The 12,728-nt window shown below is 70.5% G+C and carries 15 protein-coding genes; 5 read left to right on the top strand and 10 right to left on the bottom strand.

The window, feature by feature from the left end; genetic code table 11:
• Window positions 1-130 precede the first annotated feature (130 nt).
• The gene (locus A3G1_RS0101245; protein ID WP_026211692.1) at window positions 131-1,261 is read left to right on the top strand and encodes a DUF5667 domain-containing protein; all 1,131 of its coding nucleotides are present in this window, start codon (window positions 131-133) and stop codon (window positions 1,259-1,261) included.
• Window positions 1,258-2,121 carry an HAD family hydrolase gene (locus A3G1_RS0101240; RefSeq protein WP_085985649.1) on the top strand — a complete coding sequence of 288 codons (864 nt, stop codon included), beginning with the start codon at window positions 1,258-1,260 and terminating at the stop codon, window positions 2,119-2,121. Before A3G1_RS0101245 ends, A3G1_RS0101240 begins: the two co-directional genes overlap by 4 nt.
• Here the strand turns inward: A3G1_RS0101240 and A3G1_RS0101235 are convergent.
• The 5 genes from A3G1_RS0101235 to A3G1_RS0101215 all read right to left on the bottom strand — a co-directional run bounded on the left by A3G1_RS0101235 (window position 2,118) and on the right by A3G1_RS0101215 (window position 5,622).
• On the bottom strand, window positions 2,118-2,936 hold the full coding sequence (locus A3G1_RS0101235) for a lysophospholipid acyltransferase family protein (RefSeq protein WP_018347636.1): 819 nt from the start codon (window positions 2,934-2,936) through the stop codon (window positions 2,118-2,120). The genes A3G1_RS0101240 and A3G1_RS0101235 overlap by 4 nt on opposite strands.
• The gene (locus A3G1_RS32615; RefSeq protein ID WP_018347635.1) at window positions 2,929-3,873 is read right to left on the bottom strand and encodes an NAD-dependent epimerase/dehydratase family protein; all 945 of its coding nucleotides are present in this window, start codon (window positions 3,871-3,873) and stop codon (window positions 2,929-2,931) included. The genes A3G1_RS0101235 and A3G1_RS32615 overlap by 8 nt, the downstream gene beginning before the upstream one ends.
• 115 nt (window positions 3,874-3,988) lie before the next feature.
• Window positions 3,989-4,090 (bottom strand): 30S ribosomal protein bS22, encoded by a 102-nt coding sequence (locus A3G1_RS39335; protein ID WP_007465623.1) that lies wholly within the window; start codon window positions 4,088-4,090, stop codon window positions 3,989-3,991.
• Window positions 4,091-4,190: 100 nt separating this feature from the next.
• On the bottom strand, window positions 4,191-4,406 hold the full coding sequence (locus A3G1_RS0101220; protein WP_018347634.1) for a helix-turn-helix domain-containing protein: 216 nt from the start codon (window positions 4,404-4,406) through the stop codon (window positions 4,191-4,193).
• A 295-nt stretch (window positions 4,407-4,701) separates the two neighbouring features.
• On the bottom strand, window positions 4,702-5,622 hold the full coding sequence (locus A3G1_RS0101215) for a proline dehydrogenase family protein (RefSeq protein ID WP_018347633.1): 921 nt from the start codon (window positions 5,620-5,622) through the stop codon (window positions 4,702-4,704).
• Window positions 5,623-5,756: 134 nt separating this feature from the next.
• Between A3G1_RS0101215 and A3G1_RS0101210 the strand changes: the two genes are divergently transcribed.
• Window positions 5,757-6,305 (top strand): CGNR zinc finger domain-containing protein, encoded by a 549-nt coding sequence (locus A3G1_RS0101210; RefSeq protein ID WP_018347632.1) that lies wholly within the window; start codon window positions 5,757-5,759, stop codon window positions 6,303-6,305.
• Here the strand turns inward: A3G1_RS0101210 and A3G1_RS0101205 are convergent.
• The 4 genes from A3G1_RS0101205 to A3G1_RS0101190 all read right to left on the bottom strand — a co-directional run bounded on the left by A3G1_RS0101205 (window position 6,302) and on the right by A3G1_RS0101190 (window position 9,147).
• Complete coding sequence (locus A3G1_RS0101205; protein WP_040477435.1) at window positions 6,302-7,111, bottom strand: sugar phosphate isomerase/epimerase family protein; 810 nt, start codon at window positions 7,109-7,111, stop codon at window positions 6,302-6,304. The genes A3G1_RS0101210 and A3G1_RS0101205 overlap by 4 nt on opposite strands.
• 76 nt (window positions 7,112-7,187) lie before the next feature.
• Entirely contained in the window at window positions 7,188-7,550 is a 363-nt protein-coding gene (locus tag A3G1_RS0101200; RefSeq protein ID WP_018347630.1) for a hypothetical protein, read from the bottom strand.
• An 82-nt stretch (window positions 7,551-7,632) separates the two neighbouring features.
• Complete coding sequence (locus tag A3G1_RS0101195) at window positions 7,633-8,547, bottom strand: Ppx/GppA phosphatase family protein (protein WP_018347629.1); 915 nt, start codon at window positions 8,545-8,547, stop codon at window positions 7,633-7,635.
• A 3-nt stretch (window positions 8,548-8,550) separates the two neighbouring features.
• Entirely contained in the window at window positions 8,551-9,147 is a 597-nt protein-coding gene (locus A3G1_RS0101190) for a type III secretion system chaperone family protein (protein WP_018347628.1), read from the bottom strand.
• 34 nt (window positions 9,148-9,181) lie between these two features.
• On the opposite strand from A3G1_RS0101190, the gene A3G1_RS32610 reads away from it, so the two are divergent.
• Both A3G1_RS32610 and A3G1_RS0101180 read left to right on the top strand, forming a co-directional pair.
• On the top strand, window positions 9,182-10,015 hold the full coding sequence (locus A3G1_RS32610; RefSeq protein WP_051110387.1) for a DUF3109 family protein: 834 nt from the start codon (window positions 9,182-9,184) through the stop codon (window positions 10,013-10,015).
• Between the two features lie 223 nt (window positions 10,016-10,238).
• On the top strand, window positions 10,239-11,003 hold the full coding sequence (locus tag A3G1_RS0101180; RefSeq protein WP_018347626.1) for a hypothetical protein: 765 nt from the start codon (window positions 10,239-10,241) through the stop codon (window positions 11,001-11,003).
• A 168-nt stretch (window positions 11,004-11,171) separates the two neighbouring features.
• Here A3G1_RS0101180 and A3G1_RS0101175 read toward each other — a convergent pair whose 3' ends face one another.
• On the bottom strand, window positions 11,172-12,671 hold the full coding sequence (locus A3G1_RS0101175) for an aldehyde dehydrogenase family protein (protein ID WP_018347625.1): 1,500 nt from the start codon (window positions 12,669-12,671) through the stop codon (window positions 11,172-11,174).
• Between the last annotated feature and the right edge of the window lie 57 nt (window positions 12,672-12,728).

The following is a 12,728-nucleotide window of genomic DNA, read 5'->3' as shown; positions in this document are numbered from 1 at the left end:
CCGCTCTGTTTAGGGCGATTTGTGAAGAGGCTCAGATGATGCGAATCACGCTCGTGAGCTGGCCCGTAACCCCTGCCTACGGCCTTGCGTTGACCCGTGTGCGGCACACGAATGATTGGGGGTGCGCACGGTGAACGCATTTCTCCTACGGCGGCGCCAGTCCGACAGCTTCGCGCAGTTGCTCGACGAGCGGCACGGAGCCCCACGGCACCACGTCCAGGCCAGCCAGGACTCCGACCTCGAGCACCTGCTCGCCCTGACCGGAGCACTGGAGAAGGCCGGCGGGCAGGAGGCTGGCCCCGCACCCGACTTCAAGCGGGACCTGCACGCCATGCTCATGGCGACCATCGAGCGGGAGGGCATCGGCGCCACAGCCGAGGCCCCCGCCGAGCCGGAGCCCGTACAGCGCTCGCAGCGTGGCCGGCGGATCCGGATCGCTGCGGTGGCCGGCCTGGCAGCCGGAGCGCTCGCGGTGTCGAGCATGGGCATGGCCAGCGGCGACGCCAACCCCGGCGACCCGCTGTACGGGATGAAACGCTCCACGGAGCGGGCCCAGCTCGCCCTGGCTGGCACGGACATGAGCCGTGGCCAGCTCTTCCTCCAGTTCGCCAAGACCCGGCTCGCCGAGGCGCTGGCCGTGGCCGGTGACCCCGAGGCGCTCGGTTCCGTGCTCAACGACATGGACTCCGAGACCAAGCAGGGCGTGCGGCTGATGACCAGCTCGGCGCTCGACCGGCGGGATCCGGCGGCGCTCGACGCCGTCGAGTCCTTCACCGCCGAGCAGAGCAAGGGCGTGTCCGACCTGCTGAACAAGGTCAAGGGCGACAAGGGCCGCGCGGTCGGCTCGCTCGGCCTGCTCAGCGAGGTGCAGCAGCGTTCGTCCGGGCTGCGCCCGGTGCTCGGCTGCGCGAACCTGGGCAGCAGCGTCCTCGACGACCTCGGCCCGATCCCGCAGAAGTGCGCCGCCGGTAACCCGGCCGGTGGCACCCAGCCGGGCGGGAAGAACACGCCGGCGAAGAAGAACGGCACCGGTACGGGTGCGGTGCAGCAGCCAGCGGGCACGAACGGCCAGCCGGTCGTGCCCTCCGCCGCCCCGCAGGTCAACGGCGTGCTCCCGCCGAGCGCGGCCGGCCAGGCCTCGCAGCCGGCCTCGAAGGCTCCGGCCGCCCAGGCCAGCAGCCCGGCCCCGGGTGCGTCCCAGGCGCCGGACGACGGCCTGTTCGGCACGGTCGGGAAGATCCTCGGCGGGATTTTCGGCTGAGGCGGTCTACGCTCGATGCTGTGAACGTTCTTCCTGGTCCTGGCTGGGCCTCCTATGAGGTAGAGACAGCCCTGACCGTGCCGCAGGACCCGACGGGCGCCGCGTTCTTCGATGTGGACAACACGATGATGCGCGGCGCCTCGATCTACTACTTCGCCCGTGGCCTCGCGGCCCGGCGGTTCTTCTCGGCCCGCGACCTGGCCAGGTTCGCGTGGGGACAGCTCAAGTTCCGGGTGGGCGGCACCGAGGACCACGAGGACATCGAGGGCGCCAAGCAGGCGGCCCTCGGTTTCGTCGCCGGGCGCCGGGTCGACGAGCTCACCGCGATCTGCGAGGAGATCTTCGACGAGCTGATGGCGCACCGGATCTGGTCGGGGACCCGGGCGCTCGCCCAGCTCCACCTCGACCGTGGCCAGCGCGTCTGGCTCGTCACCGCGGCACCTGCCGAGCTGGGCTCGATCATCTCGCGGCGGCTGGGGCTGACCGGCGCGCTCGGTACGGAGGCCGAGGTCCGCGACGGCGTCTACACCGGACGGCTCACCACCGACCTGCTGCACGGCCCGGCCAAGCCGCTCGCGATCGCCAAGCTCGCCGCCGCCGAGGGGCTGGACCTGAGCCACTGCACGGCGTACTCCGACTCGCACAACGACGTGCCGATGTTGTCCTGTGTGGGCCAGGCCGTCGCGGTGAACCCGGACTCCGAGCTGCGCCGGGTGGCCCGCCGGGAGGGCTGGGAGATCCGCGACTTCCGTACCGTCCGCAAGGCGGCCAGGATCAGCCTCCCCGTCGTCCTCGGCACGGGTGTGGCCGTGGCGGCCGTCGCCCTGGCCATCCGGCACAGCCGCCGGAGGAAGCTCTAGGCGAAGGGGTCGGGGCGCTTGAGCAGCAGTTCCCCGAGGGTCTGCTGGATCGTCTCGCGTACCTGGTCTGCCAGGTTGAACACCACGGCGGGATCGTCGGCGCCGTCGGCGTACTCGGCGGTCTCGATCGGCTTGCCCACCTCGATCAGCCACTTGCTCGGCAGCGGGACTGCGCCCAGCGGGCCGAGCCACGGGAAGGTCGGGGTGACCGGGAAGTACGGGATCTTCAGCAGCCTGGCCAGCGGCTTGATGTCGCCGATCAGCGGGTAGATCTCCTCGGCGCCCACGATGGACACCGGGATGATCGGCGCGCCGGTCCGCAGCGCGGCCGAGACGAAGCCGCCCCGCCCGAAGCGCTGGAGCTTGTACCGGTCCCTGAACGGCTTGCCCACGCCCTTGAAGCCCTCGGGGAACACCCCGACCAGCTCACCGGCGTTGAGCAGCCGCTCGGCGTCCGGGTTGCAGGCGAGGGTGGCGCCGGACTTCCGGGCGTACTCGCCGAGGATCGGGGTGTCGAACACGAAGTCGGCGCCGAGCAGCCGGAGGTGGCGGCTGGCCGGGTGCTCGTCGTGGATGCCGAGCGCGAGCATGACGGCGTCGACGGCGATGGTGCCGGAGTGGTTGGCGACCACGAGCGCCTTGCCATCTGCGGGGATGTTCTCCACGCCGGTCATCTCCGCCCGGAACCACTTCCGGTACAGCGGGCGGAGCATCGGCAGGAAGACGTTGTCGGTCATGTCCGGGTCGAAGCCGAACTCGTCCACCTCGTAGTCGCCGTCGAGCCGGCGGCGGAGGAAGTCACCGAACTTATTCATGTGAGCCGACGGCACTGACGAACTCCTTGAACGTCTCCGGCGTCGAGCGCGGCCGGAAACCGAACTCGCTGATCAGCCGGGCCACGTCGAGCACCTTGCCGTGCATCAGGTACTCGAGCTGGTCGATCGAGAGGTTGGCGAAGGCCTTCGCGAAGACCGGGATGGCCAGGCCCGGCACGGGCACCGCCGTCCGCCCGGCCCGCCGGATGGCCTGGGAGAGCACGAGCACGCCGGGACCGGCCACGTTGTACACGCCGGGGTGGTCCTCGCTGACGGCCCGGCGGAGCACCTCGAGCGCGTCGTCGACGTGGACGAACTGGAGCCTGGGGTCGAAGCCGGCCACCGTCGGTACCAGGGCCTGGGAGAAGTAGCGGGCGAGCGCGGTGTCGGCGGCGGGCCCGAGGAAGGGTGAGAACCTGAGCACTGTGGCGACCGCGTCGGGCCGGCGGCGGCGGAAGCCGCGCACGTAACCCTCGATGTCGAGGATGTCCTTGACGAACCCGCCGCGCGGCACGGCGCGCAGCTCGGTGTCCTCGGTGAAGATCGCGGGGTCGCGGGAGGAGGCGCCGTATGCGGCGCTGGAGGAACGCACGACGACCTTGCGGACGGTGCCGGAGCGCTGGCAGGCACCGAGGAGCTGCAACGTCCCGATGACGTTCAGCTCCTTCATCGCAGCCCGGCCGCCCTCGCGGAACGGCATCGCGGCGATGGCCATGTGCACGACGGTGCGCACCGAGTGCTCGTCGAGCAGGGCACCCAGCGCGTGGCCGTCGGACGGGTCGACGGTGGAGAACTCCACCCCGGCTGCGGCCAGTACGGCCGCCAGCTCGGGAGTGGGTGGCACCACGTCGACGGCGTGCACGGTGTCCGACGCGGCGAGCGTGGCCGCGGTGTGCGCCCCCAGGTACCGGCCCGCGCCGGTCACGAGGACGGTCATGGGGCGGCTCCCTGGGGTGACGGCTGTACGCCGCGAGGCCGGAAAGCCCGGGCGGCACCGCGCCCGGGGTAGCGCAGGTGAGGCAAGAAGTGTCAGCGCCGGGGGGCGCGGAACACTACTTGCCCAAACGGCGACGCTGGACGCGGGTCTTGCGCAGCAGCTTGCGGTGCTTCTTCTTCGCCATGCGCTTGCGGCGCTTCTTGACCACGGAGCCCATACGGCAACCCCTCAAAGTTTGGTAGGTGAACCTGTTCAGGGTAGCCGTAGCATTTACGAGGAGCTAATCGGGCCACGTCCTGCGCGCCGACGGCGCCGGGTCAGCCAGGGCCGTGGTCCGAAAAGGCCCCTTTGAGGTAGGCGTGCACGGCCTGCTCCGGCACCCGGAACGACCTGCCGACCCGGACGGCCTGCAACTCGCCGGAGTGCACCAGCCGGTACACGGTCATCTTCGACACCCGCATCAGCAGTGCCACCTCGGCCACGGTGAGGAACCGCACCTCCGCCAGCCGGTTGTCGCCCTGTGCCACAGACATGTCCGCACCGTGCCCTCCTGGCCCGGCGCCCGGCCGCTGCTGCCGCGCACCCCGGCCCATCAGCCCGTGCGGCCGACGGCGGCTGCCTGAGTCGGCGGGTCACGCACGTGCTCCTTGTACGGTAGCGGGACCGGTGGGGCTGGCGCGATAGCTCTATGTAATCGAATCCTTGCACGAACTGCTGTTTCCGCAGGTCAACAGCCACTTATGCGGCTATTTCAGCCAATATCCGACAAGTAGATTGACAAAAAAAGAGGGAGCCCCATCGTGGGACCCCCTCGTCGGCGTACCGGGCCTACTTCTTCGTCACCAGCGAACGGGCGAAGAACGACAGGTTGGCCGGGCGCTCGGCCAGGCGGCGCATCAGGTAGCCGTACCACTCGTCGCCGTACGGCACGTAGACGCGGACGGTGTACCCGTCCTTGGCCAGCCGCTTCTGCTCCTCCGGCCGCACGCCGTACAGCATCTGGAACTCGAACGAGTCCGGCGAGCGGTCGAACCAGCGCGAACGGTCCTCGCCGATCGTGATCAGGCGCGGGTCGTGCGTGGCGAGCATCGGGTACCCCTCGCCGGCCATCAGCGTGTTCACGCAGCGCACGTACGACTTGTCGACCTCCAGCGCCGACTGGTACGCGACGGACTCCGGCTCCTTGTACGCGCCCTTGCACAGCCGGACCCGCGAGCCGGACCCGGCCAGCTCCCGGCAGTCGGCCTCGGTGCGCCGCAGGTACGACTGGAGGACAGCGCCCGTCGTCGGGAAGTCCTTGCGCAGCTCGGCGAGCATGTCGAGGGTGGAGTCGGTGGTGGTGTGATCCTCCATGTCGAGGGTCACTGTCGTGCCGGCCGCGGCAGCCGCCGCGCAGATCTCCCGCGCGTTGGCCAGGGCGAGTTCCTCGTCGAAGCGCTGGCCGAGGGCCGACAGCTTGAGGCTGACCTCGGCGGCCGGGGTCAGCTCGGCGGCGTCGAGCGCGGCGAGCAGCCGGAGGTACTCGTCCTTGGTCGCTATGGCCTGCTCCGCCGTGAAGGTGTCCTCGCCGAGGAAGTCGAGCGTCACGGCGAGACCGTCGGCGACCAGCTTCGTGGTCACGGCGAGCGCGTCTTCGGTGGTGGTGCCCGCGACGAACCGGCGGACAACGTCCCGGCTGACCGGGGCCTTCTCAACCAGCCGCTCGACCCGCTTGCTGCGGGCCGCGGCGAGAATTACCGAACGGAGCATGTTTTGAAGCGTAACGGTCGGTTCGCATCGACGGAACGCTGGGCCGCCGCCTCTGACCGGTAAGGACTTGGCCCGCCCGATGCCGGTTACGCGCCGGACTGGTTACGCGGCGGAACATTGTCTACCGTTGTGGCGTGGATTTCGACGCGTACGCCCAGACAGCGGTTGATCTTGTCAACGCGCGGCTGGACGACATGGACGCCCTGACGGCGTTCTTCGACGGGCACCCGTGGCGGCAGAGCAAGCTCGCCGACCGGGATCTCGTCGCGATGCGCCGGGCCCAGAAGCGGCTGCGGGGCGTCTTCGAGGCCGGTACGGCAGGAGACGACCCCGGCGCGGTCGAGGAGCTGAACCTGCTGCTCGCCGCCCACCCGATGCAGCCGCGGATCTCCGGGCACGACGCGACAGACTGGCACATGCACGTCACGGGGCGCGGCTCGGCCGTCAGCGCCGAGTACCTGGCTGGCGCGGTGTGGGGGCTGGCCGTGTGGCTGTGCACCCACGGCAGTGCCCGCTTCGGGGTGTGTGCCGACGAGCGGTGCGGCAACGTCTACCTGGACACCTCGTCGAACTGCTGCCGCCGCTTCTGCTCCGAGCGCTGCGCGACCCGGTCACACGTCGCCGCGCACCGCGCCCGGAAGAAGGCCGAGACGGCCGAAACGGCCGCGCAGCCTGCCGCTTAGGGCGTCGTGACCGGCGAGCTGGCCAGGTACTTGCGGGCGTAGGCCAGCGACTCGGCCAGGTCGGCCTCACGCTGGGCGCGCGACCCGGCCTTACGGGTGTTGACCTCCAGCGACACCTGGCACGTACCGGCCGGGAGCGTGGCGAGCGCCGTCAGCACCTCTGCGCACGGCTGCGTGCCCCGGCCGGGGACGAGGTGCTCGTCGGTCGCCTTGCCCGTGCCGTCGCCGAGGTGCAGGTGCGCCATCCTGTCGCCCATCGCGGCGAGCAGGTCGCGACCGTCCATCTTGGCGGCTGCGCAGTGCGAGAGGTCGAGGGTGTAGGCGTCGTAGCCGACGGCTGTCGGGTCCCAGTGCGGGGCGTAGGGAACGAACTCGCGCTTGCCCATCCGCAGCGGGTACATGTTCTCGACGGCGAACCTGACGTCCGGGTGCTGGCGGCCGAGGCGGCCGAGTCCCTCCACAAAGGCCCGGGCGTAGTCGCGCTGCCAGGCGAAGGGCGGGTGGACGACGACGGTCGGCGCGCCCAGCTCCTCGGCGAGGACCGCCGCCCGGCGCAGCCGCTCCCACGGGTCGGGGCTCCACACCCGCTGGGTGACGAGCAGGCAGGGGGCGTGGATCGCGAGGACCGGCACGTCGTAGTGGGCTGACAGCCCGCGCAGGGCTGCCGGGTCCTGGCTGACCGAGTCGGTCCACACCATGACCTCGACCCCGTCGTAACCAAGGCTGGCGGCGACCTCGAAGGCCGCGGGGGTCGCTTCTGGGTATACGGAAGAGCTGGACAGCAGGACGGGGATTGGCGGCGTCACCTGTCCAGGGTAGCCGCGCCGGGTGATCATGCCCGGTCCGGATCTGAAGGGTATGCCGGTTTCATCCCGGGGTCAGTCAGCGCTTGCCACGGTTGAAGATGAAGTTGACCCCGGCGATGGTGGCCCAGGCCAGGGCAGCGGTGATGCCGCTGTCCAGGCCCAGTGCGATCGCCGTGACCGGGATGCCGACGCCCATCGACACGATGGCCAGGGCCAGGCTCTGCCCCGAGCTCGGGCCGCTGCGCTCCCGGCGCAGCTCCGCGACCCGCTGCTCGACCCGGGCGTCGATGGCCCGGCCGGCCTTCTCCAGGAAGATCGCGACGACCGCGTCCTCGGCCTCGGGGCCGAGGTCCCTGCGGGCGGCGATCAGCGCGGTGACCTCGTCGGCGGGCACGGGGAACGCGGCGGATTCACGGGTGGGAAAGTGATGCGGCTGCATACCGGACACAGTAGCCGCATCCATCCATGATCGGCGGTCCGGAATCTGGCAGCCCTGCCCGGAGGAAACCCTGAGTTTTCCCTTACGGAGCCCCGGTTTCCGCCAGGTCCAGCCAGCGCAGGATCATGCCTTCCCGCAGCGCCCACGGGCAGATGTCCAGCCGCTCCACGCCGAGCTGGCGCAGCGCGACCTCCGCGACCACGGCACCGGCGACCAGCTGGTGGGCGCGGCGCGGGCTCACACCGTCCAGTTCGGCCAGTGCGTCGGCCGGCATCCTGCGGATGAAACCGAGCACCTGGTGCACGCCCTCCAGGGAGAGGCTGCGCGGCGCCCACAGGCCGGCCCGGGAAGGTGCCGCGCCTGCGAGCCGTGCCAAGGTCCTGAAGGTCTTGGAGGTACCGGCGGCGCGGTCCCACCCCTCCTCCTTCAGTACCGAGGTGACCGGCGCCAGGGTCTCCTCCACGTGCGCGGTGAGCCCGTCGAGGTCACCGGCCCAGTTACGGGTGAGGCGGCCGGCCCCGAGGGGTACGGACATGGCGGCGTCGGGCAGCTCGTCACGGCCGGCCGCCAGTTCGAGCGAGCCGCCGCCGATGTCGAGCAGCAGCAGCCGGCCCGCAGACCAGCCGAACCAGCGCCGGGCGGCGAGGAACGTCAGCCGGGCCTCGTCGTCACCGCCCAGCACGCTGAGGTGGACGCCGGTCTCCGCCTTCACCCGCGCCAGGACGGCCGGACCGTTGACCGCGTCCCGGACGGCGGACGTGGCGAACGCCAGCATCTCCTCGACCTCGGACTCCTCGGCGACCTTGCGCGCCCGGCCGACCGCCTCGACCAGGGCGTCGGCCCCGGCCCTGGTGATCGCGCCCTTCGCGTCGAGCTGCTCGGCGAGCCGGAGCACGGTCTTGTCGGTGGCCGCGGGCCACGGGTGCCCGCCGCGGTAGGCGTCGACCACGAGCAGGTGCACGGTGTTCGAGCCGACGTCGAGCACTCCGAGGCGCACGGGTCAGGCCGCCGGGTAGGCGATCGGGGCCGGGTACCGCGAGTAGATCCCGGACGGGATGCCGTTGGCCACGGTGACCAGCACGTCGAGCGTCGCGGTCAGGTCCTCCTCGGAGAACTCCCGGCCGAGCGGTTCGATCGCCAGCAGGTCCCGGCCCTCGATCCGCCAGTCCATCTGCCGGTGGCCGCGCAGGGCGTTCACGGCGTCGATGTGCAGGACGGTGGCCGCGAGGTCGGCATCGATCGCGTACACCTCGTAGGTCTTGGCCAGGCCAGGGTCCTCGGCCTCGAAGGCGAGCCCGAACGGGTCGGCGTCCACCGCTCCCTCCAGCGGCACGAGCGCGAAGCGGGGCAGGCGGCTGGTCAGGGCCAGCGAGGCGACCAGGTAGTTCTCGTCGTGGGTCATCAGGCAGAACAGGGCGACGGCGTGGTCGCGGTAGCTGCCGGAGACCACGTCGGCCGCCCGCTTGGAGCCGCGCCAGGTGTCGAAGGGCGGCGCGCCCCACCGGTCGGCGAAGGACGGCTCGTCCTCGCGGTAGTGCCAGCCATGCTCGAGAGCCAGGTTCCGCAGGGAAGCAACGGTGTACACGTCATCGGTCACGGCCTCATCATGCCAGCGGGCGTACGCTGGGCGGGTGACTCAGCGTACGAATCAGAGCAAACAGGTCGCACTGACCTTGCCCCGGGACACCGAGGTGGACATCGACTTCCCCCGGGAGTGGATCGAGTTCGCCGACCCGGCCGACGCCGAGCACATGGTCCGGGCCGACCTGACCTGGCTGCTGTCGCGCTGGGCGTGCATCTTCGGGCGGGGCTGCCACGGCATCGTGCCCGGCCGGGCCGCCGACGGCTGCTGCTCGCACGGCGCGTTCTTCACGGACGACGATGACGAGCAGCGGCTCAAGGAGGCGGTGAAGCGGCTGACCCCGGAGACGTGGCAGCACCACCGCAAGGGCTTCAAGAAGTACACCGAGGTCGACGAGCTGGACGACAAGCCGGCTCGCCGTACGGCGACCGTCGACGGGGCCTGCGTCTTCCTCAACCGTGAGGGCTTCGGCGCCGGGGCCGGGTGCGCGCTGCACGCCCAGGCGCTGCGCGACGGGGTGCACCCGCTGGAGTACAAGCCGGACGTCTGCTGGCAGCTCCCCATCCGGCGCGAGCAGGAGTGGGTGAAGCGGCCCGACGACACGAAGGTCCTGGTGGACACGATCTCCGAGTTCGACCGGCGCGGCTGGGGCGAGGGCGGCCACGACCTGCACTGGTGGTGCACCTCCTCCGCCGAGGCCCACACCGGCACCCAGCCCATGTACCTGGAGTACGGGCCCGAGCTGACGGCCCTGATCGGCGAGGCGGCGTACGGGCGGCTGGCCGAGCTGTGCGCGGCCCGGGTACGCACCGGGCTGATCGCGGTGCACCCGGCGACGACGGCGGCTCAGGAAACGGCGACGGCGGCTCCAGAAAACTCGTAGGTACAGGTCTGGTCCGGCCCAGCTGCGGCCCGGCGCGCCGTCGCGCGGCGGGCCGCTGTGCTGTGGGTACAAGATGGATTTTCATGGTTTTCCCATATTGGGGCTGCAAACTTGCCCTCATATGTCTGATATAAAGACTTTGTCGGTTCGGGCCGTAGTTGGGCGACCCGGCCCCCAGGACCGGCGATCGTGCATCACCAAACTGGTTTAAAGGGGAATATTCGTGCGTATCAAGGTCCGCGCGGTTGGCGTCGCCCTCGCCGCCGCAGTGGGTGTCCTGGCCTTCAGCGGTGTGGCTTCGGCCGCGACCAACGTCGGCAACAACGGCCTGGTGAACCTCGGCGACGTGACCGCCGGGAACGTCCAGGCCTGCAACAGCCCGGTGAACGCGGTCATCGGGGTCACCGGCCAGCTGGCCTCACCGCAGACTGTTGGCAACTGTGTCAACGCCGATGGACAGGTCGGCGGAGTCAGCGGCGGGGACAACAACGTCGGTAACAACGGCCTCATCAACACGGCCGATGTCACGGCTGGCAACGTCCAGCTCTGCAACAGCCCGGTGAACGCGGGTATCGCGGCTACGGCGCAGCTCGTCTCGCCGCAGACGATCGACAACTGCGTGAACAGCAAGGGCCAGGTCGGCGGGACGGTTGCCCAGGGCAACACCAACGTCGGCAACAACGGCCTGCTGCTGAACACCGGTGACGTCACCGCGGCCAACGGGCAGCTGTGCAACAACCCGGTCAACGCCGGTATCGCGCTGACCGTGCCGGTGGGCTCGCCTTCGACCGTTGGCGAGTGCGTCAACTCGAAGGCACACGTCCCCGGCGACGGCAACGCGTACAAGAAGGCGGCTCCGGCCGTCAAGCCGGTCCCGGTGAAGGCCGCTGCCAAGGCCAAGCCGGCGAAGGTCACCAAGACGGCCCCGAAGGCGAAGCCCGCCAAGGCCACCAAGGTGAAGCCGGTCAAGAAGGCGAAGAAGCACTAAGCACTAAGCACTTTGTACTGAGCACGTGTAAGGCCTGAAGTACCACTGGCAAGATCCGGCAAGACCAGATAGCGGCAAGACCCAGCAGTACCCAGCTAGACCAGCTACACAGCGGACATCGCGATGACGCTCGGGCGTGCCAGGCAGCCAGCCTGGCACGCCGTTCCCCTATCTGTAGACGATCCGCAGCAGCTTCTGGACCTGCTCGGTGAATCGCGGCCCGCGTGGGAAGGCGAGCAGCGGCAGCGGTGACGGTGCCCGCCGCCTGGTGATCGTCTTGGCCCAGGCGAACTCGCGCAGCCCGTCGTCCCCGTGCAGCCGGCCGAAGCCGGAGGCGCCGACGCCGCCGAAGGGCACCGAGGACATCGCGGCGTAGGACATGACGGAGTTGACGGCTGTCATGCCCGACCGCATCCGGCGGGCCAGATCCAGACCGTTGCGCTGCGAGAAGACCGTGCCGCCCAGGCCGTAGGGCAGGGCGTTCGCCAGGGCCAGTGCCTCCTCCATCGTGGGTACCTTGCGCACCACGAGCACAGGACCGAAAGTCTCCTCCTGTACCGCCCGCGAGTCCTCCCCCACCTCCACCAGGATCGTCGGCCGCACGAACGGCGGCTCGATCTCCTCCAGCCCGCCGAGGACCGCCCGCCCGCCGTGCGCGAGGGCGTCGGCGATGTGCTCGCGGATGACGTCGAGCTGGCCGGGCATGGTGATCGGGCCGATGTCGGAGTCGGGTTCCGTGCCGACCTTGAGCCGGGCGGCGCGCTGGACGAGCTCGCGGAGGAAGGCGTCGTAGATGTCCTCGTGGACGTACACGCGCTCGGTGCCGATGCAGGTCTGCCCGGCGTTCGTCATCCCGCCGAAGACGCAGGCAGCCGCGGCGGCACCCGGGTCGGCGTCCGCGTCGACGATCATGGCGTCCTTGGAGCCGCACTCCAGTACGAGCGGGGTCAGCCGCCCGGCGCACGCGGCCATCACCTTCCGCCCGGTCGCCGTCGACCCGGTGAACGCGATCTTGTCCACTCCGGACGAGCACAGCGCCGCACCGGTCTCCCCCAGCCCGTGCACGATCCCGAACACCGGAGCCCCGCCCGTGACCTGCGAGAACGTGTCGGCGAGGAACTGGCCGGCCGCCGGGGTGTACTCACTGGGCTTCAGCACGACGGCGTTCCCGGCGATCAGGGCCGGGGCGAGCGCGCCGAGCGGCGTGAAGACCGGGTAGTTCCACGGCGCGATCACGCCCACGACACCGTAGGGCTGGTATTCGAGGTGCGTCGCGTACTCCAGCAGGAAGATCGTGCTCCGCACGCGGCGCGGCCCGAGCACCCGCCGTCCGTGCCGGGCGGCCCAGCCGACCTGGTCGATCGCCCCGCCGATCTCCATCGCGGCCTCCGCCATCGGCTTGCCGCCCTCCACGTGCAGCAGCCGCGCGAAGTCCGGCAGCTTCCTGGCCAGGAGCGCGGCCCAGCGCAGCAGCACGGTGCGGCGGCGGGCGTAGCCGAGGCTCTGCCACCAGGGCTGCGCTGCCCTGGCGACGGCGACGGCGCGCGCGACATCCCCGGAGTCCGAGATCCGGAACCTGGCGATCTCCTCGCCGCTGACGGGATTGGCGGACACGAGCTGGTCGCCGTCGACCCGGGCATCGCCCGGCCGGGGCCTGGCTTTCGTCATTATTCCCCCCACACGTCTTGTATCAGGATATGCAGGAACGAAGGGACCCATCACGGG

This window comes from Longispora albida DSM 44784, assembly GCF_000379825.1.
Classification (GTDB): Bacteria; Actinomycetota; Actinomycetes; order Mycobacteriales; family Micromonosporaceae; genus Longispora; species Longispora albida.
This window is presented reverse-complemented; position numbering and strand designations above follow the sequence as displayed.

What these genes read in the sequence shown, in the direction of transcription:
- A3G1_RS0101235 (WP_018347636.1), bottom strand. Translation starts at nt 2,936, where the DNA reads ATGAATAAGTTCGGTGACTTCCTCCGCCGCCGGCTCGACGGCGACTAC.
- A3G1_RS39335 (WP_007465623.1), bottom strand. Translation starts at nt 4,090, where the DNA reads ATGGGCTCCGTGGTCAAGAAGCGCCGCAAGCGCATGGCGAAGAAGAAG.
- A3G1_RS0101200 (WP_018347630.1), bottom strand. Translation starts at nt 7,550, where the DNA reads ATGCAGCCGCATCACTTTCCCACCCGTGAATCCGCCGCGTTCCCCGTG.
- A3G1_RS0101175 (WP_018347625.1), bottom strand. Translation starts at nt 12,671, where the DNA reads ATGACGAAAGCCAGGCCCCGGCCGGGCGATGCCCGGGTCGACGGCGAC.
- A3G1_RS0101220 (WP_018347634.1), bottom strand. Translation starts at nt 4,406, where the DNA reads ATGTCTGTGGCACAGGGCGACAACCGGCTGGCGGAGGTGCGGTTCCTC.
- A3G1_RS0101215 (WP_018347633.1), bottom strand. Translation starts at nt 5,622, where the DNA reads ATGCTCCGTTCGGTAATTCTCGCCGCGGCCCGCAGCAAGCGGGTCGAG.
- A3G1_RS32615 (WP_018347635.1), bottom strand. Translation starts at nt 3,873, where the DNA reads ATGACCGTCCTCGTGACCGGCGCGGGCCGGTACCTGGGGGCGCACACC.